Genomic DNA, 22,938 nt, shown 5'->3' on the forward strand with positions numbered 1-22,938 from the left:
TTAAACAACGATGTTGATCAATTTGCCCGGCACGACGATGATCTTTTTCGGCGTGCCCTCGATGAATTTCTGTACGCCTTCGCTGGCCAGCGCCAGCGCCTCGATGGTGGCCTTGTCGGCGCCCTTGGCGACGACCACGCTGCCGCGCAGTTTGCCGTTCACCTGGATCATCATCTCGATCTCGGCCTGCTCCAGCGCGGCCGGGTCAACCTGCGGCCACTGCGTATTGAGGATGTCGCCGTGAACCTTGGCGTAGCCCAGTTCCTCCCACAACACGTGGGTGATGTGCGGGGCGACAGGGTTCAGCAAACGCAGGAAGATCGAGAAGCCCTCCGCCACCAGCGCGTTCGATTCGGCGCTGTCGTCCAGCTTTGCCGATTCGATCGTGTTGAGCATCTTCATGCAGGCCGAAACGACGGTGTTGTACTGGATGCGCTTGAGGTCATAGTCGGCCTGCTGCAGGATCTTGTGCAGTTCGCGGCGCAGGGTTTTCTGCGGCTCGGTGGCGACCGGCGCCGGGGCGGCGTTCAACGCCGACTCGATGCGCGCGGCCTGGGCGTAACCGAACGCCCACACGCGGCGCAGGAAGCGGTTGGCGCCTTCGACGCCGCTGCCCGACCATTCCAGCGTCTGTTCCGGCGGCGAGGCGAACATCGTGAACAGGCGCGCGGTGTCGGCGCCGTACTGGCCGATCTGCGCGGCCGGATCGATGCCGTTGTTCTTTGACTTCGACATCTTCTCGGTGCCGCCGATCTGCACCGGCTGGCCGTCGTCCTTCGACGTCGCGCCTTGCGGGCGGCCCTTGTCGTCCAGGGTCACTTCGACGTCGGCTGGATTGAACCAGGTCTTCTTGCCCGCGTCGTCCTCGCGGAAGTAGGTTTCGTTCAGCACCATGCCCTGCGTCAGCAGGTTGGTGAACGGCTCGTCGAACTTGACAATGCCGAAGTCGCGCATCACCTTGGTCCAGAAGCGCGCGTACAGCAAGTGCAAAACGGCGTGCTCGATGCCGCCGATGTACTGGTCCATCGGCATCCAGTAGTCGTTGCGTTCATCGACCATGGACGCGTTGGCGCCCGGCGACGTATAGCGCATGTAGTACCACGACGAATCGACGAAGGTGTCCATCGTGTCGGTCTCGCGGCGCGCCGGCTTGCCGCACTGCGGACAGTCGCACTTGAGGAAGGCTTCGTATTTGTTCAGCGGATTGCCGCTGCCGTCCGGTACGCAGTCTTCCGGCAGCACCACCGGCAGGTCTTTTTCCGGCACCGGCACCGAGCCGCAATCGGCGCAGTTGATCATCGGGATCGGCGTGCCCCAGTAACGCTGGCGCGAGATGCCCCAGTCGCGCAGGCGGAAGGTAATCTTCTTCTCGCCCAGACCCTTGGCGGCCATGTCGGCGGCCACCGCCTCGACGGCGTCGGCGTAGGTCAGGCCGTCGTACTTGCCCGAATTGGTGACGACGGAGATGGCCTTGTCGCCATACCATTCCTGCCACGCGTCGGTCGAGAATTCCTGGCCTTCGGCCTTGATCACCTGTTTGATCTGCAGGTTGTACTTTTTGGCGAAGGCGAAATCGCGCTCGTCGTGCGCCGGCACGCCCATGACGGCGCCGTCGCCGTAGGTGATCAGCACGTAGTTGCCGACCCAGACCTCGACCTGCTCGCCGGTCAGCGGATGGGTGACGAACAAGCCGGTCGGCATGCCCTTCTTCTCCATCGTCGCCATGTCGGCCTCGATCACCGAGCCCAGTTTGCACTCGGCGTTGAAGGCGGCCAGTTCAGGATTGGTCTGCGCGGCGTGGATCGCCAGCGGATGCTCGGCCGCCACGGCGCAGAAGGTCACGCCCATGATAGTGTCCGGGCGGGTGGTGAAGACGTACATCTTGCCGTCGCCGATCAGGGCGCCGTCGGCGTCCTTGATCTGGTGCGGGAAGGCGAAGCGCACGCCGGTCGATTTGCCGATCCAGTTGGCCTGCATGGTGCGCACGCGCTCCGGCCAGCCCGGCAGCTTGCTGTCGACGTGCTCCAGCAGCTCGTCGGCGTAGTCGGTGATGCGGGCGTAGTACATCGGGATCTCGCGCTTTTCGATCAGCGCGCCCGAACGCCATCCGCGGCCGTCGATGACCTGTTCGTTGGCCAGCACGGTCTGGTCGATCGGATCCCAGTTCACGGTACCGGTCTTTTTGTAGATGATGCCTTTTTCGAGCATCTTCAGGAACATCCACTGGTTCCATTTATAGTATTCGGGCTTGCAGGCCGTCATCTCGCGCGACCAGTCGATCGCCAGGCCCATGGACTCCATCTGCTCGCGCATGTGGGCGATGTTCGAGTAGGTCCACTGCGCAGGCGGCACGTTGTTGGCCATTGCCGCGTTTTCCGCCGGCATGCCGAACGCGTCCCAGCCCATCGGCATCAGCACGTTGTAGCCGTTCATCCGCAGGTAGCGGTACATCACGTCGTTGATCGTATAGTTGCGGACGTGGCCCATGTGCAGTTTGCCCGATGGGTAAGGCAGCATCGAACAGGCGTAGTACTTCCCTTTCGGGAAACGCGGGTCGTGCTCGACGGCTTTATAGGCGTCGATGGCCTTCCAGTGCGATTGCGCGGCTTGTTCTACGTCGGCGGGACTATATTTATCTTGCATGATGGTGTGGGGCCGGCGTGGCCCGGCAAAAAAGGAATATGAACCGGACATTATACTGGCTCAACCACCTCCAGCGCACGAGAGTGGCCCCTTGGCGCGGTCCAGACGGTAAGATAACCGCATGATTTACCGCGAATACCCTCCCCACCCGGCTTTAAGCGCCCATGTCGACTGCATGTGGACGGCGCGCGTGCTGACCGTGGCGCCCGGGCGGGCGCATACGCACCGGGTGCTGCCCGATAACTGCGTCGACATCCTGTGGCAGGACGGCGGACAGCCGGCTTTTGCCGTCGGCATGATGAGTACAGCCATCCACGTGACCAGCGCCGGGCCGGTGAGCACGGTGGCGGTGCGTTTCAAGCCCGGAGCGGCTGCGGCGTTTTTGGCGACGCCGCTGCATGCGCTGACCGATCAGCGGGCCGATATCGACCTGCTGTGGGGGCGCAGCGCCGCCGACCGGCTGGCCGACGCGCTATGGACCCGGGAGCTGAGCGACCGCGAACGACTTGCGTTAATTGAAACGCAGTTGTTGGAGCGGCTGCGCGAGGCGGCCCCGCTGGCCGCCGGCGGGGCGCTGATCAGCCGCGCGGTCGGCCTGATCGACACCAGTGCCGGCGGGGTGCGGATCGACGACCTGGCGGCGCAACTGGGCGTCTCGCGCCAGCACCTGGCGGCGCAGTTCCGCACACGGGTCGGGCTGTCGCCCAAGCTGTACGCGCGCATTTGCCGCTTCCGCCGGGCCACCGCCGCGCTCAGGGCGTCGCCCGCGCCGGATTGGGCGGGGCTGGCGCTCGACTGCGGCTACTTCGACCAGTCGCACCTGATCCACGATTTCCAAGAATTCGCCGGCAGCGCGCCGGAGCGCTTTTTAAACGCCTAGCTGGTCGGCTTCCATTTTTACAATCGCCGGCGCCGCGCATATGCCAAGATGGCGTTTTCGACATCGTCAGGAAGACTAGCATCATGATCAAGGGACTGCGCACGTTGGTTTATCCGGTGGCCGATCTGGCGGCCGCCAAGGAGTGGTACGCGAAGGTGTTCGACACCGCGCCCTACTTCGACCAGCCTTTTTATGTGGGGTTCAGCGTCGGCGGCTTTGAACTGGGACTGATTCCGGACGGCCGGGCAGCCACCGCCGGCGGCATGGTGTATTGGGGCGTCGACGATATCGCGGCCGAAGTCGAGCGGATCACCGCGCTCGGAGCGACCATCCACGGCGCCATCCAGGATGTCGGCGAGAACATCAAAACGGTCGAGTTGGCGGACCCTTTCGGTAATTTATTGTGCCTGATTTACAACCCGCATTTCGACCCGAAAGAGGTACGCTAGCGCATGGCGTTGACGGTTTGTGGCACACTACGCCCCTTCGAAAAGAAAGAGGTAGTCCATGTCACGCCGTAACGCCAATATGATCAAGTCGCCCGAGCAAATCGTCATGGCGCGCGTCGCCGCCCAGCTGGCGGCCGACGTGCTGACGATGATCGGCCCGCACATCAAGCCGGGCGTGACGACGGCCTACCTCGATCAGCTGTGCAACGACTACATCGTCAACGTGCAAAAGGTCATCCCGGCCAATGTCGGCTACGGCGGCTTCCCGGCCACCGTGTGCAGTTCGATCAACCATGTGGTCTGCCACGGCATTCCCTCGTCCGAGGAAGTGCTCAAGGACGGCGACATCATCAACATCGACGTGGCCGTCATCAAGGATGGCTGGCACGGCGACACCAGCCGTATGTATTACGTCGGCGAACCGTCGAAAGCGGCGCGCAAGCTGGTCGAGACCACCTATGCGGCGATGTGGGCCGGCATCCGCGCCGTCAAGCCGCGTGCGACCCTGGGCGATGTCGGTTTTGCGATCCAGACGGTGGCGGAAAAGGCCGGCTTCAGCGTGGTGCTCGATTATTGCGGCCATGGCATCGGCCAGGTCTACCATGAGGAACCGCAGGTGACGCACTATGGCCGTCCAGGCCAGGGCGTCGTGCTCAAGCCGGGCATGCTGTTTACGATCGAGCCGATGATCAACGCCGGCCGCGCGGCCACGAAGGAACTGGACGACGGCTGGACCGTCGAGACGCGCGACAAATCGCTGTCGGCGCAGTGGGAGCACATGGTGCTGGTGACCGAGACCGGGTTCGAGGTGTTGACCCTGGCGCCCGGCGAGACCGGCGCCAAGGCGCAGATCCCGATCGTCGGTTGATACGGGTTATTTCAACGTCAATTTCAAGGCCGGCTTTTCGCCGTAGTCTTCATACCGCTCGTTGATGCCGGCCACGCAGTACGTTACCTCTTCCAGGATGTCCGGCGCGGCCGCCTTCAGCGCGCCGGCGTCCTTGATGACGATGTCGAGCACCTCGTTCGGCTTGAGGCGGAATCTGCTCATGCCGTCTTCATCGCGCAGATAACTCAGGCAATCGACCCACGCATCCATCGTCGCGCCATACGTGTCGGGAAAACCCAGCGCCGCCTTGCAGGCAGCGTGGAAGCTGGTCATATCGGTGATCGCCGCGCCGTTCAATTCTGCGGTTGCCATTATTTTTGCTCTTTCTTCGGGTCCGTGACGAACCCCAATTTCGTTAATCCGTTGGTCTGCGCCGCCGCCATCACCTGCGCCACCACTTCGTAGCGGGTGTCCTTGTCGGCGCGCAGCTGCAGCTCCGGCTGCGGGTCCTGTTTGGCCGCTTCCACCAAGCGCGCCTCCAGCGCATCGCGCTCGAGCGGCTCGTTGTTCCAGAAGATCTTGCCCTTGCCGTCGATGGCCAAGGTGACGGTGGCCGCCTCCGCCTGCTGCTGGCTGGTCGGCGCCTGCGCCTTCGGCAGGTCGAGCCTGACCGCGCTGGTGAACATGGGCGCGCTGAGGATGAAGATCACCAGCAGCACCAGCATCACGTCGACCATCGGTGTGACGTTGATGTCGGCCATGGGTCCCGGCTGGCGGTGGTGGTTGAATGCGCCAAAGCTCATGCTTGCTCCCGGCTCGAATGAAAGGGTTACTTGCCGGCGCGCGCGCCGGTCGTCAGATAGGCGTGCAGGTCGTGCGCGAACGCGTCGAGCTCCGCCAGCGTCAGGCGGTTGACGCGGTTGAACGCGTTAAACGCCAGCACCGCCGGTATCGCCACCGTCAGGCCGATCGCGGTCATGACCAGCGCCTCGCCGACAGGGCCGGCCACTTTGTCGATCTGCACGGTGCCGTTGGCCGACACATTGGCCAGCGCGTGGTAAATGCCCCAGACGGTGCCCAGCAGGCCGACAAACGGCGCGGTCGCGCCGATCGACGCCAGTACCGTCAGGCCGCCCTCGAGGCGGTTGGTCGAGCGCTGGATCGCCACGCGCAAAACGCGTGTGACCTGCGCGGCGTGGTCCATGTCGCCGCCCAGCGACTGCCGCTCGGCCACCTTGATTTGCGCGGCGCCCTGCTGCGCCAGCGGCAGGTAGATTTTTTCCGGGTCCGCCAACGTCAGCGCGGCGACGCCGTCGCCCATCGTCGGCGCTTCCCAGAACGCTTGCACGGCCGGAGAGCTGCGGCGCACGCGCCAGGCCGCGAAGGCCTTCGACAGGATGAAGAACCAGCTCACCAGCGACATCGCCAGCAGCACGAACGCCACCGCGTGGCTGATGCCGTCGCCCTGCTCCCAGTAATGGGCCAGGGTGAACTGGTTGGCGACGACGGGCGTCATCCGTTCAGCGACAGGACGTCATACATGTCGAACAAGCCGGTCGGCTTGTCGGCCAGGAAGCGGCAGGCGCGCAGCGCGCCCTGCGCGTAGGTCGCGCGGCTGCTCGATTTGTGGCTGATTTCAATGCGCTCGCCGATGCCGGCAAACAGCACGGTGTGGTCGCCAACGATGTCGCCGCCACGAATGGTGGCAAAACCGATCGACGACGGATCGCGTTCGCCGGTGACGCCTTCGCGCGCGTAGACGGCGCAGTCCTTCAGGTCGCGGCCCAGCGCGCCGGCGATCACTTCGCCCATCTTGAGCGCGGTGCCGGACGGCGCATCGACCTTGAAGCGGTGGTGCGCCTCGATCACTTCGATGTCGTAGCCGGTCGACAGCGCCTTGGCGGCCTGCTCGAGCAGCTTCATCGTGACGTTGACGCCGACGCTGAAGTTAGGCGAGAACACGATCGCGGTTTTCCTGGCCGCTTCGGCGATGGCGGCCTTGCCGGCGTCGTCGAAACCGGTGGTGCCGATGATCAGTTTGATGCCGTGCTCGGCGCAATAAGCCAGGTGTTCCAGCGTGCCTTCAGGACGGGTGAAGTCGATCAGGTAGTGGGCGTCGGCCAGGCCTTGCGACAGCTCCGACTGCACCGGCACGCCGCCCGGCTTGCCGAGGAAGGCGGCGGCGTCGCTGCCGATGCTGGCCGAGCCGGCGCGGCCCAGGGCGCCGGCCAGGCGCGCGTCCGGCGCGCTCTCGACCGCTTCGATCAGGATACGGCCCATGCGGCCACTGGCGCCGGCGATGGCGATTTGCATTGCGGTCATGCGTGCTTCCTTATTTGTTCTGATTGCCCACCGTCACGCCCACCGGCTGGGGCGCGGCGTTGTCGCTGCCGGTCGTCGTCGGCGGCGGCGCGCTGGACGCCGGCTTGTTCTCGGGCGCGTCCGGATTTTTCTTGATCTTCGGCGCCGGACCGGCGATGCGGGCGATATATTCTTTTTCGGTCGGCAGGTTGCCGCCTTCCCAGCGCGCGACCTTGCCGTCGTTGTCGAAGAAGACGATCACGCGGCTGGTGGTGACTTCGCCGTTGCCCTTGGCCATGCGGAACGCGTAGTCCCAGCGGTTGGCGTGGAACGGGTCGGCCAGCAGCGCGGTGCCGAAGATGAAGCGGACCTGGTCGCGCGTCATGCCGACTTTCAATTGCGCCAACATTTCTTCGGATACAAAGTTACCTTGCTGAATGTCAGGACGGTATGGCGAGAAGAACCACATGAACTTTTGCAGCGGCGTGATGGTGGTCGTTTGCGCACCTTTGCTGGCGTCCAGGGTGGTCCCGGTTTCCTTGACCTGGTTCGATTTCTCGCCCAGCGTGGTGTTGGAAGCACAGCCGCCGGCGGCCAGCGCGACGCAGACGGCGCCTGCGAGCAACGGAGCACGGCGGGTAAAACGGTGCGACAAAGACTGCAATAAAACCGGGGTGACGCGCATAAGTGTCCTCAATCTGGTCGAGCGGAAATGCCGAAAAACGCTATATCATAAAGCACAATGCCAGCACGATGCCGGTCGGATGCCCCTGGAAGGGGCTGCACGGGCACGCAAAGGTACAGCATTATCCTGTAAAACAGGGCTTATGTCCTTGTTTTGCAAGGCGCAAGTGTAAATGTTTGCAAACGCCGGCAGCCGCCCGATGGCGCAATAAGATGACGGCAATGAGTGCGGCGGCTCGCGGAGTGCGTTAAACTGTCGTCTAGCTATCGCCAACCAGAATAAGAGTGTCCAACATGGGTAACAATCCAACCGATCTGAAGGCCAGCGGCCTCAAAGCCACGCTGCCTCGCCTCAAAATCCTGGACATCTTCCAGAACAGCGACGTGCGTCACCTGACGGCCGAGGATGTCTACAAGATCCTGCTGGCCGACAATATGGACGTCGGCCTGGCCACCGTCTACCGCGTGCTGACCCAGTTCGAGCAAGCCGGCCTGCTGAACCGCAACCACTTCGAAACCGGCAAGGCCATCTTCGAGCTCAACGAAGGTTCCCACCACGACCACCTGGTATGCCTGGACTGTGGCCGGGTGGAAGAGTTCTTCGACGAAGAGATCGAAACGCGCCAGCAGATGGTCGCCAAGGAGCGCGGCTTCAAGATCGCCGAGCACGCGCTGGCGATTTATGGCAATTGCATCAAAACCGCCTGCCCGCACCGCCCGTAGGCCGTCGCGCCTAATTGTGGCTTAACGCGTTCGACAACAGCTTGGCCGTGATATCGACGATCGGTATCACGCGCTCATAGGCCATGCGGGTCGGGCCGATCACTCCCAGGGTTCCCACGATCTTGCCGTTGGCCATGTAAGGCGCGGTCACCACGCTCATCTCGTCCATCGGCACCAGGCTCGACTCGCCGCCAATATAAATCTGCACGCCGCTGGCCTTGCTCGATACGTCCAGCAGTTGCATCAGCCCCGTCTTTTGCTCGAACATGTCGAACATCTGCCGCAGCGACGTCATGTTCGACGACAAGTCGCTGACCGACAGCAGGTTGCGCTCGCCTGCGATGACCATGTCGTCCGAGTTGTCCGCCATCGCCTCACTGCCCGCCTCCACCGCCGCCTGCATCAGCCGGCCCATGTCGTCGCGCAACTGGCGCACTTCGTTCTGCAAGCGCGTGTGCACCTCGTCGAAGGCCAGCCCGCCGTAGTTCTGGTTGATGTAGTTGGCCGACTGGATCAGCTGCGTGGGGCTGTAATCGACATCGGTCAGCAGCAGGCGGTTTTGCACGTCGCCGGTGGGGCCGACGATTACCAGCAGGATGCGCTTTTCGCCCAGCCGCAGGAATTCGATCTGCTGGAACACCGATTCGCGGCGCGGGCTGAGCACCACGCCGGCGAACTGCGACAGCGACGACAGCATCTGCGCCGCATTGGAAATCATTTTTTGCGGCTGCGGCGCCTGCAGGCGCATGCGGCCCTCGACCGATTGCTCGTCCAGGTGCTGCACCGTCAGCAAGGTGTCGACAAAGATGCGGTAGCCGCGCGGCGTCGGCACGCGGCCGGCGGAGGTGTGCGGGCTGGCGACATAGCCAAGCTCCTCGAGGTCGGCCATGATATTGCGGATTGTCGCCGGCGACAGGTCAAGGCCGGAGATCTTGGAGAGCGCGCGCGAGCCGACCGGCTGGCCGTCCGCAATATAGCGTTCCACCAAGGCTTTAAGCAGGGTTTGAGCGCGTGTGTCGAGTTGCATACTGTATATCTAATTTGCCGAGGGAGTCCGTATTTACCTATTATGCACGCTCCACGCCGGCCGGGGGCTGTCCTGTGACATCAATCGCCCAGTTGTTGCCTCACCCATGCCAACAAGTCGTGGAAATCGGCGCAGATCACGTCTGGCACGATGCCAGCCTCAAGGTGGGCGGTGCTGCCGGTGCGGTTCATCCACACCGCCCGCATGCCCACCGACTGCGCGCCGCGCACGTCCAGGCGCAGGTCGTCGCCGACATAGACCGTGTCCGCCGGGGCCACGCCCATCGCCTCGCAGGCCGCCAGGAAAATGGACGGGTCGGGCTTGGCGCGGCCGAAGCGGGCCGAGGCCAGCGCCACTTCAAAATGGTGGTGGAGGCCGATGACTTCAAGATCGGCGTTGCCGTTCGTGATCACGCCCAGCCGCAGCATGCCGCCCAGTGCGGCCAGCACGGGAGCGACGTCGTCGAACAAGGTGACGGCGTTGCGCAACACGTTGAAGTGTTCCATCGCGCCGTCGATGTGGGTGGCGTCCTCGCCGGTTTCGGCGAATACGGCCTCCAGCGCGACGCGGCGCAGCCGGTACAGGTCGGCCGTCAGCTCCGGCTGTTTTTCCAGCAGCGCCAGGCGCAACGCACGCAGCGCCTCGACCGAATACTTGCTCGTCACGGCCGGCGCGCGCTCGGCCAGCCAGGCGTGCCAGCCGGTTTCGGCCGCCGCGATGACCGGGCCGATCGGCCACAGGGTGTCGTCAAGATCGAACAGCAGGGCTAGCGGTGGGCGTGGCGTCATGGGGCGATTAGAATAAGTGGGCTCCGGACTATTGTCGCACCGATCGCGGGCCGGACGCAGCCCGCCTTGCGCGCGTCCCTAACAAGCTGTTACATCCATTGGGGGGACTGGTGTTACCAAATGCACTAAAATACGGGGCAAATCCGTGTAAGATGCTGCACCCGTGCGTGCTGCCGGCCCTATTCGTTTTGGAGAAGATTTTATGAAAAGTATGTATACGCGTGCTGGCCTGGCCCTGCTGTGTGCCATGATTTTGAGCGCTTGCGGCGGTAGCGGCGGCGGCAGCCTGCAACTGGGGGGCACCATCAGCGGCCTGACCAGGTCGGGTCTGGTTCTGATCAACAAGTCGACCGGGGAAAAGCTCACGGTCGCCGAGGGCACGACCGTGTTCGTCTTTACCCGCTTCCTGGCGATCGACGAGCAGTTCGACGTTGAAGTCGATACGCACCCGTCCGGCGCCAATTGCAAGGCCACCGAAAACAACAACAAGGCCAACGTCTATACCTCGACCCGCGTGCAGATTAACTGCACATTGAATCCCTGGACATTGGGCGGCGTGGTACAGGGCCTGGCCGATGATGGCGTGGCCGGCAACAACGACGGCGTGACCCTGGCCAACGGCCCGGACACCGTGTACGTCGCGCCGGCGGCGGGCGGCGCCGCTGCCAACTTCACATTCGCCAGCACCGTGGGCGAAGGCTCGCCCTACGGCGTGACCGTACTGGCGCAGCCGTCGAACCGCATCTGCTCGCTCACCGCGCCCGTCACCAACGGCGTGCCGGGCGCTGGCGTAATGCCAGCCGGCAATGACAGCCGACTGGTCGTCAATTGCGTCGCAAAATAACTACGCCGCGCGGGTCGGCTTAATCTTTGGAGAATTACATGAAATTATCGTATCTGGGCGCCATCGTGGCGGTGAGCGCGGCGGCCCTGATGGCCGGTTGCGGCGGCAAGGCGCAGTACACGGTGCAAGGCACGATCGTCGGTCTGGCGACGCCAGGGCTGCAACTGAGCAATGGCGGCGAGACCATTTCCGTACCGGCCGGTGCAAGCAGCTTCAGCTTCCCGCGCCAGATCGGCTACGGCACCAGTTACGCCGTCACCTTCGCCCAGCAGCCTGAGCATATGCTGTGCCAGTTCACCTCCATCAACACCGGTTCCGCCGGCCAGACGGTGGCGATCTCGGTGGGCATCTCCTGCGCGCGCAGGGTCTATGCGTTGGGCGGTCAGTTCACCGGCCTGTTCCCGGTCAGCCAGGCGGTCGGCACCACGGCTGCCGTGTTGCGCACGGTCACCTTGTTGAACGGCTCGGCGGGCGGTCAGGTAACATTGTCGAGCCCGGTCGACGGCAGCGGCGCCGGCGATTTCGCGTTCAGCACGCCGGTGGCGGACGGCCAGTCCTATGGCGTCACGATCCACCCGGACGCCACGTTGAGCTCGACCGACATCAATTGCACCGTCAAAAACGGCGTCGGCGTCATGGGCGAAGCGGCCGTAACCAACCTGCTCGTGGAGTGCAAGCCTAAGTAATTCGACAGGGGAGACCGCAGATATTCACATCCCTAATGTTGGATATGTGAAAAATAAAGTGGCGTGATATACCGCGACGCAGCATACTGCACTTGTCTCCTCCACTTCTTGCAAAGGAATTGGATTTAGCCCGCTTTAACCAGCGGGCTTTTTTTTGCCTGTCGTTTTGTGAAAAGGGCCGGAGAGCGGGGGTCAAGTCTGTCATTCGGACATGAACTCTACCGTACCGCCGGACTTACCGAGAGCGGGGGTCAAGTCTGTCATTCGGACATGAACTCTACCGTACCGCCGGACTTACAGCCGAGGTCGTGTCTGAATGACAGACTTGACCCCGGGGTGGGGTTATTTGAGGAGGTTGGCGAGGGCGACGTACTGGGCCAGGCCGACCGTTTCCGGACGGTGGGTCGGGTCGATGCCGGCTTCGACGATCTGCGCTTCGGTGAACATGCCGGAGAGCGGGGGTCAAGTCTGTCATTCGGACATGAACTCTACCTTACCGCCGGACTTACAGCCGAGGTCGTGTCTGAATGACAGACTTGACCCCGGGGTGGGGTTATTTGAGGAGGTTGGCGAGGGCGACGTACTGGGCCAGGCCGACCGTTTCCAGAGAGCGGGGGTCAAGTCTGTCATTCGGACATGAACTCTACCGTACCGCCGGACTTACAGCCGAGGTCGTGTCTGAATGACAGACTTGACCCCGGGGTGGGGTTATTTGAGGAGGTTGGCGAGGGCGACGTACTGGGCCAGGCCGACCGTTTCCAGAGAGCGGGGGTCAAGTCTGTCATTCGGACATGAACTCTACCGTACCGCCGGACTTACAGCCGAGGTCGTGTCTGAATGACAGACTTGACCCCGGGGTGGGGTTATTTGAGGAGGTTGGCGAGGGCGACGTACTGGGCCAGGCCGACCGTTTCCGGACGGTGGGTCGGGTCGATGCCGGCTTCGACGATCTGCGCTTCGGTGAACATGCCGGCCAGGCAGTTGCGGATCACCTTGCGGCGTTGCGAGAACGCCTTCAGCACCACCGCCTCGAGCGTCGGGCCGTCGCATGCCAGCGGATTGGCCACCGGGATCATGCGCACGATCGCCGATTCGACCTTCGGTGGCGGATCGAACGCTTCCGGCGGCACCACGAACAGCAACGACATGTCATAGCGCCATTGCAACATCACCGACAGGCGGCCGTAGGTCTTGCTGCCCGGCTCGGCCACCATGCGCTCGACCACCTCTTTTTGCAGCATGAAGTGCTGGTCCTTGACCAGCGGCGCGAACGTCGCCAGGTGGAACAGCAACGGGCTGGAGATGTTGTAAGGCAGGTTGCCGACGATGCGCAACTTCTGCCCTTCCGGCACCGGGATCGTGCTGTAGTCGAACTTGAGCGCGTCGCCGGCGTGGATGGTCAGCTTGGCCGGGTTGTAGGTTTTTTCCAGACGGGCGACCAGATCGCGGTCGAGTTCGACCACGTGCATCATCTTGAGCGTGCGCATCAGCTGCTCGGTCATGGCGCCCAGGCCGGGGCCGATCTCGACCATGGCGTCGTCCGGCGCCGGGGCGATGGCCTCGGTGATGCTCGACAGGACGTATTTGTCGTGCAAGAAGTTCTGGCCAAAGCGTTTGCGGGCTACGTGTTTCATAATGTTCTTTGAATAAGTGTGTTAGAGACCGGCGACGGCGTCGGCCATCGCCAGCGCGGAGGCGATGGCCGCTTCCATGCTGCCGCAGTCCGCCAGGCCGAGGCCCTGCGCGGCCAGGTCGAGCGCGGTGCCGTGGTCGACCGAGGTGCGGATCAGCGGCAGGCCCAGCGTGATGTTGACGCCCTGCCCGAAAGTGGCGTACTTGAGCACGGGCAAGCCCTGGTCGTGGTACATCGCCAGCACGCAGTCGGCGTCCTTCAGGTATTTGGGCTGGAACAGCGTGTCGGCCGGATACGGGCCGTTGGCGTCGATACCGCGCGCGCGCGCCGCCGCGATGGCCGGCGCGATCACGTCGATGTCCTCGCGCCCCAGGTAACCGCCCTCGCCCGCGTGCGGGTTCAGGCCGCACAGCAGGATGCGCGGGGCGGCGATGCCGAATTTGGTTTTGAGGTCGTGGTCGATGATGTCGAGCACGCGCGCCAGACCCTCTTGCGTAATGGCGGCGGCAACGTCCTTGAGCGCCAGGTGGGTGGTGGCCAACGCCACCCGCAACGGCGGCGGCGCCGAGCCGCCGGCCGGGGCCTGTGGTTGGCCGGCCAGCATCATCACCACTTGCGCGGTGCCGGTCTGGTCGGCGAAATATTCGGTGTGGCCGGAGAATTTGACGCCGGCGTCGTTGATGGTGCTCTTTTGCAGCGGCGCGGTGACGACCGCCTCGAACCAGCCAGCGCGCACGCCTTCGATGGCGGCGTCCAGGGTCGCCAGCACGGCGCGGCCGTTGTTCTTGTCGAGTTTGCCGGGCACGACGTGGGCGTCGAGCGGGACGTCGATCACGCTGATGCGCTCGGGGCCGAAGTGCGGCAGGCCGCCGTTGCGCACCGCCTGCAGCGACAGCGCCGACAGGTGGATCGCCGGGTCGATGTCGGCGGCGATCATCGACAGGAAGGCGGCGTCGCCCAGCAGCACGCAGTTGACCTCGTGCCGGCGCGCCCAGGCGGCGCGGATCGAGATCTCCGGGCCGATGCCGGCCGGCTCGCCGACGGTGACGGCGACAACCGGCCGCCCCTGACGCCGGCGGGCGGGAAACATGGGGCTCACATCTGTGCGCCCGGTGGATGAAGTGGCGCTCATGCGTGCTCCCCTGTCGGCTGGCGGATTACTGTTTCGCCGCGGCTGCTGCGGCGGCGCCCTCTTCGGTGCGGAATTCGACGTAGGCGCGGTCGCGCACTTCGCGCTGCCAGCTCTCGGCCGCCTCTTCCATCTTGCGGTCGCGGATGGCCTGGCGCGCGTTGTTGCGCTCGCGCTCTTTGGAGACGTCGTCGCTCTTGCGCTCGAGCACCTCGATCAGGTGGACGCCGAAGCTGGTTTCAACCGGCTGCGACACTTCACCGATTTTCAGGTTGTTCATCGCCGTCTCGAACTCGGGCATCGTGTCGCCCGGGTACAGCCAGCCCAGGTCGCCGCCCTTGGAAGCCGAGCCGTCGTTCGACACCAGGCGCGCCAGGTCCTCGAACTTGGCGGCGTTGTTGTCCAGGCGTTCCTTCAGTTCGGCCAGCTTGCGCTTGGCGTCGGCCGCGCTCATCGTCGGCGTGACTTTGATCAGGATGTGACGCGCGTGGGTCTGCTGCACCGACTGCGCGGCTTGCGCCTCGGCCACGCTGCGGCGGTCGACCGCCTTCAGGATGTGGAAGGCGCCTGTGCTTTTAATGATAGGCGTGACCTGGCCCGGCTTGAGCTTGGCCAGCGCCTCGGCAAACACCGGCGGCAGCCGCTCGGGCTGACGCCAGCCGACCACGCCGCCCTGCAGCGCGTCGCTCGCGTCCGAATAGGTGGCGGCCATCTTGGCGAAGTCGGCGCCGGTGCGCAGCTGGCGCATCACTTCCTCGGCGCGCGCGCGGCGCTGGGCGATCACTTCGGCGGTGGCGTTGTCCGGAATGCGCACCATGATTTGCGAGATGTTGATCTCGGTCTGCTCGGCGGCGGCCGCTTTTTCGGCGGCGATGAAGCTGTCGACTTCGGCGTCGGAAATCTGGATCTTGGAATCGACCTCGTGCTCGCGCAGACGCTGCATGATGATCTCTTCGCGGATCTCTTCGCGGAACGAAGCGAACGCTATGCCGTCCTTTTCCATCTGGTTGCGCATGTCCTGCACGCTCACTTTCTGGGATTCGGCGATACGGCCGATGGCGCGGTCGAGCTGGGTGTCGTCGACGCGCACGCCCATCTCCTTGGCCATCTGCAATTGCGCGCGCTCGACGATCATGCGCTCGAGCAGCTGGCGCTGCAGGTCGGCCTCGGCCGGCATCTGCACGTTCTGCGCCTTCATGCGGGCGGTGACGGCCTTGATGCGGTTGGCCAGCTCGCGTTGGGTGATGACGTCGTCATTGACGACGACAACGATCGAATCGATGGCGACATTGCTCGACGCGCCGGGCGGAATAAAGCCCTTGCCGTCGGCCTTGGCGTCGGTTTTGGCGGCCGGCGCCGCCGTGGTGGCGGCGTTGGCGGCGTTGGCTGCCGGGGCGGTGACCGCAGCGGCTGGCGCCGGCGCCGGTTTTTTGGAGAACAGGCTGCAACCGCCGAGGGCGGTGGTGCACAACAGGACGGCGAGTAGCTTCATTTGGTACATACTGGCATTACGCATGGTAGAACGCTCATGAGTCAGGTGTAAAAAAAATCAAAAGGCGCGCGCCCCGAACAGGGGAACGACGGCGGGCGCCCGGATGCCTTGCTTAGCGGCCGTAGCCCTCGTTCAAACGCTGATACCCCGGAATACTGTTTTTCATGGCCTCGATCGGGCTGCCCACACCAAGGTGCGACAGGCCGTTGAGCTCGAGCTGGAAGAAGATCGGCGTCGACGCGGTGGTCGACGTCGTCACGAAGCGCTGCGCGCCCATGCGGAACACCCAGCAGTCGGCTTTATATTCGAGACCGATCAGGCTCTCGAGGATCTTGCTATCCTGCATGGAATAGCTGACCCGGCCGACACCGTACCAGCGCTGGAAAATCGGCCACTGGCTGGAGATTTCGATGTTCTTGAAGCTGTCGCGCAGATAGCGGTAGCCGATGTTGAGCACTTTCTTGGGCGCCGGGATCCATTGGGCCGTGTAACTTTGGGACACCACGCGGCTCTGGCTGGGATTGTACTGCAACGCGCTGTCGAAGCCCCAGTGTTCGGAGATGCGGCCGTTGGCGGCCAGCAGAATATCGGAGCGGGCCTCGCTCACCGGCGTGGTCGAGGCCAGTTGCACGCGCTGGTCCTCGAAGTAGAAGCGTTGACCGAACGCCAGGCGCAGCTGCTCGGCGCCGGAGGCGTCGAGGAAGCGCGACACCAGCGCGGCGGTCAGCTGGTTGGCGTCGCCGATACGGTCCGAGCCGACGAAGCGGTTCTCGCTGAAGATCTGGCTGAAGTTGAACGTGGCCACGTCGGTATCGAAGGTCGGGAACTGGCTCTGGTCGCGGTACGGCGTCTTGACATAGAACAGGCGCGGCTCGAGCGTTTGCGTCATCTCCTTGTTCTGGAACTTGACGTCGCGCTCGAACACCAGGCCGGAGTCCAGCGAGACGGTCGGCACCACGCGCGACAGGTTGCGCGAGGGCTGCGTGCCCAGGCTGTCGAGCGAGTAGCTGGCCAGGTTGACCATGACCTTGGGCGTAATAAAGTAGCTCGGGCCGACGATCGGGTAGCTCAGTTGCGGAATGCCCACCAGCCGGGTGCCGTTGATCAGGGTCGGGTGCGTAAAGCGGGTCAGCTCGCTATCGAAGGCCCAGTCGAAGCCGCCGGCCACGTCGTACTGCGCGGCGTGGAAGTTGATCGCCGGCAGCCGGTCGTACGGGCGCGAGACGAACAGCGACGGGTCGGTGACCGATGCCGGGTCCTGCAGCACCTGGTATTTCTGCACGCGCGCGGTCAGGGTCCAGATGTCGCCATGGTAGTCGGTGCGCAGCTCGCGCAGCAGCTGGCGCTCGGTCGAGCTCGAGACGGTCTTGGAGAAATCGTTCGGATAGTTGTTGTCCGACGAGGCCCGCAGGTTCCACGAGAACGCCCAGTCCTCGGTGATGTCCTGCTTGTGCGAAGACCTGACGGTCCAGCGGTCGGTCGAGCCGCCCGGCTTTTCCGGCACATACTTTTTATCGTGCGGCAGATACTCGGCGTAGGTGTCGCCCTGGTACAGGCCGCCCTCGGTCTCCCCCATGTAGCGGCCGTGCGCGCCAAGCTGGAAGCCGCGCCGCGTGATGATCTTCGGGAACAAGGTCAGGTCGCGATTGGGGGCGATGTTGAAGTAATACGGCACCACCAGCTCGGGACCGGTGCGCGAACCGACGCCCGGCGTCGGCGACAGCCAGCCGGAGCGGCGCGCGCCCGACAGCGAGAACGACAGCGCCGGCGTGCCCAGGATCGGCACGTCCTTGAAATACACCACAGTGTGGCTGGCGGTGCCGACGTCGCGCCCGGAATCCAGGTTGAGCGTGCTCGAGCGCAGGTACCAGTCCGGATTGGTGCCCTCGCACGTGCTGTAGGTGCCGTTGACGACCTGCGCCTCGTCCTCGTTGATGAAGTTGATGCGCTCGGCGCTGCCCTGGGCGTTGTTGGCCTCCATCCGGTAGGTCGGGCTGAGCATATAGCCCTTGCCCGAGTCCATGTTGAGCTTGAGCTCGGTGCCGGTGTAGTAGTCGCCGTAGCGCCAGATCTTGACGTCGCCCTTGGCTTCGACTTCGTTCTCGACCTGGCGGAAGCAGGCGTACTCGGACTGGACCTTGGTCTTATCCTTGACGATTTCGGCGTCACGTTGGAGCACGACCTCGCGCTCCGGGCGTCCGCTGATGTCCTCGGCCTTGACGGTGGTGACGGCGTTCGGGTCCTCCACGCGCGGCGCGCGCGCCTTGGGCGTGGCGGCCTGGGCATAGGCGTACGAAGGCACTGCCGACACAGTGACGATGGCGGTCAGGGCATACGCCCAGCGGTGCGTAGTTGGGGGGGCCAGTAGCCAGCGCATGCAGCTCATGAAAAGAAGGGAGGAAACACCATGAAAGGCGATTTTTTAATTTGAATCCCTTATTATATGGGAATCTTCACCTTACGCCGGTTTCCACGGTTCGCTTAATGTCTTTATTACAGAATTTAACTTCAGATACATCTGGAGCAACTCCGCCCACCGATTCCCGCCTGGCCGCGCTGACCGCCTGGCTTGCCACGCTCGATGTGGTCGATGTGGCAACGGCCCGTCCGGCCTCTGCCGACGCCAGCTTCCGCCGCTACTTCCGCGTGGACGTGCTGCCGGCGCACCGCGCCTCGCTGGGCGCCACCCTGATCGTCATGGACGCGCCGCCGGAACGCGAAAACGTGCTGGGCTTCGTCAAAGTTGACGAAATGCTCACGCAGGCCGGCGTCACGGTGCCGCGCATCGTCGCCACCGACTACGAGCGCGGCTTCATGCTGATGTCCGACCTCGGCGTGACGACCTACCTGCAGGTGCTCGATCACGACAACGCTTCGACCATGTACGCCGAGGCGCTCGAGTCGCTGGTGCGGTTCCAGGTCACCAGCACGCCCGACGTGCTGCCCGAATACGACCGCGCCTTCCTGCTGCGCGAGATGAACCTGTTCCCCGAGTGGTACATCGGCAAGCATCTGGGCGCGACGCTGACCGACAAGCAAAACGCCGAGCTGCAGGGCGTGTTCGAGGCAATTCTGGCCAATGTGACGGCGCAGCAGCAAGTGTTCGTGCACCGCGACTTCCACTCGCGCAACCTGATGTGGATGGACGCCGGCAATCCGGGCGTGCTCGACTTCCAGGACGCGCTGTACGGCCCGATCACCTACGACCTGGCCTCGCTGCTGCGCGACGCCTACGTGCAATGGGACGAGGAACTGGTGCTCGACTGGGCGATCCGCTACTGGCAGCACGCCAAGTCGGCCGGCCTGCCGGTCAACAAGGACATCGACGCCTTCTACAAAGACTTCGAGTACATGGGCCTGCAGCGCCACCTGAAGATCCTGGGCCTGTTCTGCCGCCTGTACCACCGCGACGGCAAGGAGCAGTACCTGGGCGATTTGCCGACCGTGATGGACTACGTGCGCAAGACGGCCAATCGCTACAAGGACCTCAAGCCGCTGGTGCGCCTGCTCGACGCGCTCGAGGACAAGCAGCCGCAAGTCGGCTACACGTTCTGACGGGGGGGCTATGAAAGCGATGATCTTCGCCGCCGGGCGTGGCGAGCGCATGCGCCCGCTGACCGACACCTGCCCCAAGCCGCTGCTGAAAGTGCGCGGCCGGCCGCTGATCGTCTGGCACATCGTCAACCTGGTACGCGCAGGCATCAGCGAGATCGTCATCAACACGGCCCACCTGGGCGACGTCATCGAGCAGACCCTGGGCGATGGCAGCAAATACGGCGCCAAACTGCTGTACTCGCGCGAGGCGACCGCGCTGGAAACGGCCGGCGGCATCGCCACCGCGCGCCACCTGCTGGGCCAGGAGCCGTTCGTGGCCGTGTCGGGCGATATCTATTGCCCGTATTTCGACTTCGAGCAGGTCAAGGACGTGCTCAAGGACGAGGACATGTGGGGCAAGCCCTACCCGGCCGACCAGCGCGACGTCTGCTGGTTGTACCTGGTGCCCAATCCGGACTTCCATCCGAAGGGCGACTTCGGCCTGACGATGTATTCGCTCACCAATGACACCACCGAGGGCGCGCCCAAATGGACCTTCGGTAATATCGGCGTCTACCGGCCGGACATGTTCGACGGCATCGCGCCCGGCGAGCACGCCAAGCTGGGCCCGTTGATCCGCTCGTTCATCGACAAAAAACAGGTGGGTGGCGAAGTGTACGAAGGCGAATGGCACAACGTCGGCACCGTCGAACAGCTCGACAAGCTGAACGCGCCGTTGGCATCGATGGCGCCTGGCGCCCGGGTGGCGCGCTGATGCCGGCCGCGATGGTTACCGCGATGGTTCCCGCGATCGAAACGTACGCCGGACGCCGCGCGCGCGTGCTGGCGGCGATGCCGGCTGGCGCCGTGGCCGTGCTGGGCACCGCGCCCGAAGTAGCGCGCAACAGCGACAGCGATTATCCATATCGTCACGACAGCTATTTCTATTACCTGACCGGCTTTACCGAGCCGGAAAGCGTGGTGGTGCTGGCAGCCGCGCGCGCCGACGGCACGCCGGCGCGCTCTATCCTGTTTTGCCGCCAGAAGAATGTCGAGCGCGAAATCTGGGACGGCTTCCGCCACGGCCCGGACGCCGCGCGCACGGCCTTCGGCTTCGACGCCGCCTATCCTGTCGAAGACCTCGACGAAGAAATCACCAAGCTACTGGCCGACGCGCCGGCGCTGTACTGCGCGTTGGCCAGCAATCCCGCACTCGACGCGCAAATCAAACTTTGGCTGGGCAACGTGCGGCGCATGGCGCGCACCGGCGTCACGCCGCCAGCCAGCGCTGTCGACCTGCTGCCGCTGCTCGACGAAATGCGCCTGTTGAAGGACGACGGCGAGCAGGCCACCATGCTGCGCGCTGCCACCATTTCCAGCGCCGCGCACGCGCGGGCGATGCGCGCCTCGCGCCCCGGCATGTACGAGTACGAGATCGAGGCGGAACTGCTGTACGAATTCCGCCGCAGCGGCGCCCAGGCGCCGGCCTACAACTCGATCGTCGCCGCCGGCGCCAACGCCTGCGTGCTGCACTACAGCGCCAACAACGCGCAAACGGAAGACGGCGACCTGGTGCTGATCGACGCCGGCTGCGAGTTGGATGGCTACGCGTCGGACATCACCCGCACCTATCCGGTCAACGGCCGTTATTCGGCGCCGCAAAGGCGCTTGTATGAACTGGTGCTGGCGGCGCAATCGGCCGCACTGGCAGCCATCGTCCCGGGCCTGCCCTACTCCGGCGCCCACGACGCGGCCTTGCGGGTGCTGTCCGAGGGCATGCTCGATCTGGGGCTGCTGAACAAGGATGCCCACGGCAGTGTGGACGACGTCATCGCCAACAAGCACTATATGCGGTTCTATATGCACGGCACCGGCCACTGGCTCGGCATGGACGTGCACGATGTCGGCCTGTATCGCGACGTGAACGCGGCCGGCAAGCCTTCGCGCGCGCTGCAACCGGGCATGGTGCTGACGGTGGAACCGGGCATCTACGTGCGCCCGGCCGACGGCGTGCCGCAAGAGTACTGGAACACCGGCATCCGCATCGAGGACGACGTGCTGGTGACGGCCGGCGGCCACACCAACCTGAGTGCGGCCGCCCCGAAGACGGTGACCGACATCGAAGAAGTAATGCGCCAGCGATGACGGATTTCCAGAACCATAGCGACGTCGCCATCTGCGGCGCGGGGCCGGCCGGCATGGTACTGGCGGCATTGCTGGTCAAGCGCGGCATGCCCGCCGGGCGCATCACGCTGATCGACGCCAAGTCGCTGGCACAGGCCAGCAAGGACCCGCGCTCGATCGCGCTGTCCTACGGCAGCCGTCAGATACTCGAGGAAATCGGCGCCTGGCCCGTGCCGGCGACGGCCATCCATCAAATCCACGTCTCCCGTCGCGGGCAATTCGGCCGCAGCATGATAGACCGCGATGAACACAAAGTACCGGCGCTCGGCTACGTCACCCGCTACGGCGATCTGGTGACGGCCTTGGGCGCGGTCTGCGAGCGTGCCGGCATCGCAACACTGCGTCCTGCCCGCGTGGAAGCGCTCGACGAATTGTCCGATTCCGTGGTGCTGACCATCACCGACACCGCGACCGGGGAAGCGAAATCGTTAAACGCCGCCATCGTCGTGCAGGCGGAAGGCGGTTTGTTCGACAACCAGGAAAGCCGTTCGCAACGGCGGGATTACCGGCAGACGGCGATCATCGCGCAGGTGCGCAGCAGCCGGCCGATCGCGCATCGTGCCTTTGAACGGTTCACCGGACAAGGCCCGCTGGCGCTGCTGCCGCAGGGTGACGAATACTCGCTGGTGTGGTGTGTGCGGCCCGAGTTGGCCACCACGTTGCAGGCCTTGGACGACAAGGCATTCCTGGCGGCGCTGGGCGAGGCGTTCGGCGAGCGCGTGGGCCGCTTCACGCATGCTTCGCCACGACTGGCCTTCGCGCTTGGGTTGAATGCCGATCCGCGCGCGACGGGCCGCACGGTCGCTATCGGCAATGCCGCGCAGACTTTGCATCCGGTCGCCGGGCAGGGTTTGAATCTGGGCCTGCGCGACGTCACGGTGCTGGCGCGTTTGTTGGCGCAAGGCGCCACGCCGGCGATGCTGGCGCAGTTCACCGAGCTTCGCCGGCAGGACCGGACCACGACGGTACGCCTGACAGATACGATGGCGCGGGTGTTCGCCAACGACTCGCCGGCACAGGCGCTGCTTGGGCTATCGTTGGCCGCCATCGACATGGCCGGCCCGGCGCGCGGATTGCTGGCCGAGCTGATGATGTACGGCCGCCGTTGATCC

Annotated in this window: 22 protein-coding genes and 1 pseudogene; 10 read left to right on the top strand and 13 right to left on the bottom strand. The window is 64.3% G+C overall.

Annotation, left to right across the window (positions count from 1 at the left end; genetic code table 11):
• Positions 1–2,643, bottom strand: coding sequence for a leucine--tRNA ligase (leuS, locus tag ACZ0BA_RS20285; RefSeq protein WP_463452993.1), 2,643 nt, complete (start codon positions 2,641–2,643; stop codon positions 1–3).
• 121 nt (positions 2,644–2,764) lie between these two features.
• Here leuS and ACZ0BA_RS20290 point away from each other — a divergent pair, with 121 nt between their 5' ends.
• The 3 genes from ACZ0BA_RS20290 (at position 2,765) to map (ending at position 4,840) form a co-directional block, all read left to right on the top strand.
• Positions 2,765–3,523: a DUF6597 domain-containing transcriptional factor gene (locus tag ACZ0BA_RS20290; protein WP_463452994.1), complete on the top strand. Its 759-nt coding sequence runs from the start codon at positions 2,765–2,767 to the stop codon at positions 3,521–3,523.
• A gap of 83 nt (positions 3,524–3,606) precedes the next feature.
• The gene (locus tag ACZ0BA_RS20295; RefSeq protein ID WP_463452995.1) at positions 3,607–3,972 is read left to right on the top strand and encodes a VOC family protein; all 366 of its coding nucleotides are present in this window, start codon (positions 3,607–3,609) and stop codon (positions 3,970–3,972) included.
• Positions 3,973–4,030: 58 nt separating this feature from the next.
• Positions 4,031–4,840, top strand: a complete 810-nt coding sequence (map, locus tag ACZ0BA_RS20300; RefSeq protein ID WP_463452996.1) for a type I methionyl aminopeptidase — start codon at positions 4,031–4,033, stop codon at positions 4,838–4,840.
• A gap of 6 nt (positions 4,841–4,846) precedes the next feature.
• Here the strand turns inward: map and ACZ0BA_RS20305 are convergent, their stop codons facing one another.
• The 5 genes from ACZ0BA_RS20305 to ACZ0BA_RS20325 are packed head-to-tail and all read right to left on the bottom strand — an operon-like array spanning position 4,847 to position 7,787.
• Complete coding sequence (locus tag ACZ0BA_RS20305; protein ID WP_463452997.1) at positions 4,847–5,173, bottom strand: barstar family protein; 327 nt, start codon at positions 5,171–5,173, stop codon at positions 4,847–4,849.
• Positions 5,173–5,604: an ExbD/TolR family protein gene (locus ACZ0BA_RS20310; protein WP_463452998.1), complete on the bottom strand. Its 432-nt coding sequence runs from the start codon at positions 5,602–5,604 to the stop codon at positions 5,173–5,175. Before ACZ0BA_RS20310 ends, ACZ0BA_RS20305 begins: the two co-directional genes overlap by 1 nt.
• 26 nt (positions 5,605–5,630) lie before the next feature.
• Positions 5,631–6,317 carry a MotA/TolQ/ExbB proton channel family protein gene (locus ACZ0BA_RS20315; RefSeq protein WP_463452999.1) on the bottom strand — a complete coding sequence of 229 codons (687 nt, stop codon included), beginning with the start codon at positions 6,315–6,317 and terminating at the stop codon, positions 5,631–5,633.
• On the bottom strand, positions 6,314–7,123 hold the full coding sequence (gene dapB / locus ACZ0BA_RS20320; protein ID WP_463453000.1) for a 4-hydroxy-tetrahydrodipicolinate reductase: 810 nt from the start codon (positions 7,121–7,123) through the stop codon (positions 6,314–6,316). Before dapB ends, ACZ0BA_RS20315 begins: the two co-directional genes overlap by 4 nt.
• Positions 7,124–7,133: 10 nt before the next feature.
• Complete coding sequence (locus ACZ0BA_RS20325; RefSeq protein WP_463453001.1) at positions 7,134–7,787, bottom strand: outer membrane protein assembly factor BamE; 654 nt, start codon at positions 7,785–7,787, stop codon at positions 7,134–7,136.
• A gap of 293 nt (positions 7,788–8,080) precedes the next feature.
• Between ACZ0BA_RS20325 and fur the strand changes: the two genes are divergently transcribed.
• Positions 8,081–8,509 (top strand): ferric iron uptake transcriptional regulator, encoded by a 429-nt coding sequence (gene fur, locus ACZ0BA_RS20330; protein WP_090325074.1) that lies wholly within the window; start codon positions 8,081–8,083, stop codon positions 8,507–8,509.
• Positions 8,510–8,519: 10 nt separating this feature from the next.
• On the opposite strand, the gene hrcA is transcribed toward fur, so the two are convergent.
• Together hrcA and ACZ0BA_RS20340 are read right to left on the bottom strand one after the other, a co-directional pair.
• Positions 8,520–9,536, bottom strand: coding sequence for a heat-inducible transcriptional repressor HrcA (hrcA, locus tag ACZ0BA_RS20335; RefSeq protein WP_463453002.1), 1,017 nt, complete (start codon positions 9,534–9,536; stop codon positions 8,520–8,522).
• Positions 9,537–9,616: 80 nt separating this feature from the next.
• Positions 9,617–10,324: an HAD family hydrolase gene (locus ACZ0BA_RS20340; protein ID WP_463453003.1), complete on the bottom strand. Its 708-nt coding sequence runs from the start codon at positions 10,322–10,324 to the stop codon at positions 9,617–9,619.
• A gap of 202 nt (positions 10,325–10,526) precedes the next feature.
• Here ACZ0BA_RS20340 and ACZ0BA_RS20345 point away from each other — a divergent pair, with 202 nt between their 5' ends.
• On the top strand, positions 10,527–11,168 hold the full coding sequence (locus tag ACZ0BA_RS20345; RefSeq protein ID WP_463453004.1) for a hypothetical protein: 642 nt from the start codon (positions 10,527–10,529) through the stop codon (positions 11,166–11,168).
• 38 nt (positions 11,169–11,206) lie between these two features.
• Positions 11,207–11,854, top strand: a complete 648-nt coding sequence (locus ACZ0BA_RS20350; protein ID WP_463453005.1) for a hypothetical protein — start codon at positions 11,207–11,209, stop codon at positions 11,852–11,854.
• Between the two features lie 342 nt (positions 11,855–12,196).
• On the opposite strand, the pseudogene ACZ0BA_RS20355 reads toward ACZ0BA_RS20350, so the two are convergent.
• The 5 genes and pseudogenes from ACZ0BA_RS20355 to ACZ0BA_RS20375 all read right to left on the bottom strand — a co-directional run.
• A pseudogene (locus ACZ0BA_RS20355) lies at positions 12,197–12,310 on the bottom strand (16S rRNA (adenine(1518)-N(6)/adenine(1519)-N(6))-dimethyltransferase); the annotation flags it as partial.
• Positions 12,311–12,717: 407 nt separating this feature from the next.
• The gene (rsmA, locus tag ACZ0BA_RS20360) at positions 12,718–13,488 is read right to left on the bottom strand and encodes a 16S rRNA (adenine(1518)-N(6)/adenine(1519)-N(6))-dimethyltransferase RsmA (RefSeq protein ID WP_463453006.1); all 771 of its coding nucleotides are present in this window, start codon (positions 13,486–13,488) and stop codon (positions 12,718–12,720) included.
• A 21-nt stretch (positions 13,489–13,509) separates the two neighbouring features.
• Positions 13,510–14,577, bottom strand: a complete 1,068-nt coding sequence (pdxA, locus tag ACZ0BA_RS20365) for a 4-hydroxythreonine-4-phosphate dehydrogenase PdxA (RefSeq protein ID WP_463454799.1) — start codon at positions 14,575–14,577, stop codon at positions 13,510–13,512.
• A 67-nt stretch (positions 14,578–14,644) separates the two neighbouring features.
• Positions 14,645–16,108, bottom strand: a complete 1,464-nt coding sequence (locus ACZ0BA_RS20370) for a peptidylprolyl isomerase (protein ID WP_463453007.1) — start codon at positions 16,106–16,108, stop codon at positions 14,645–14,647.
• A 112-nt stretch (positions 16,109–16,220) separates the two neighbouring features.
• Positions 16,221–18,485 (bottom strand): LPS-assembly protein LptD, encoded by a 2,265-nt coding sequence (locus tag ACZ0BA_RS20375; protein ID WP_463453008.1) that lies wholly within the window; start codon positions 18,483–18,485, stop codon positions 16,221–16,223.
• A gap of 107 nt (positions 18,486–18,592) precedes the next feature.
• On the opposite strand from ACZ0BA_RS20375, the gene ACZ0BA_RS20380 reads away from it, so the two are divergent.
• Genes ACZ0BA_RS20380 through ACZ0BA_RS20395 form a run of 4 tightly spaced genes read left to right on the top strand, consistent with a single transcriptional unit; the run spans position 18,593 to position 22,935 of the window.
• A complete protein-coding gene (locus tag ACZ0BA_RS20380) occupies positions 18,593–19,663 on the top strand; it encodes an aminoglycoside phosphotransferase family protein (RefSeq protein ID WP_463453009.1) in 1,071 nt (356 codons plus the stop codon).
• A gap of 10 nt (positions 19,664–19,673) precedes the next feature.
• Positions 19,674–20,417 carry an N-acetylmuramate alpha-1-phosphate uridylyltransferase MurU gene (gene murU, locus ACZ0BA_RS20385; RefSeq protein ID WP_463453010.1) on the top strand — a complete coding sequence of 248 codons (744 nt, stop codon included), beginning with the start codon at positions 19,674–19,676 and terminating at the stop codon, positions 20,415–20,417.
• A complete protein-coding gene (locus ACZ0BA_RS20390) occupies positions 20,417–21,787 on the top strand; it encodes an aminopeptidase P N-terminal domain-containing protein (RefSeq protein ID WP_463453011.1) in 1,371 nt (456 codons plus the stop codon). Before murU ends, ACZ0BA_RS20390 begins: the two co-directional genes overlap by 1 nt.
• On the top strand, positions 21,784–22,935 hold the full coding sequence (locus tag ACZ0BA_RS20395; RefSeq protein ID WP_463453012.1) for an FAD-dependent monooxygenase: 1,152 nt from the start codon (positions 21,784–21,786) through the stop codon (positions 22,933–22,935). The genes ACZ0BA_RS20390 and ACZ0BA_RS20395 overlap by 4 nt, the downstream gene beginning before the upstream one ends.
• The last annotated feature ends 3 nt before the right edge of the window (positions 22,936–22,938 follow it).

Source organism: Duganella sp. AC917, from assembly GCF_979258245.1.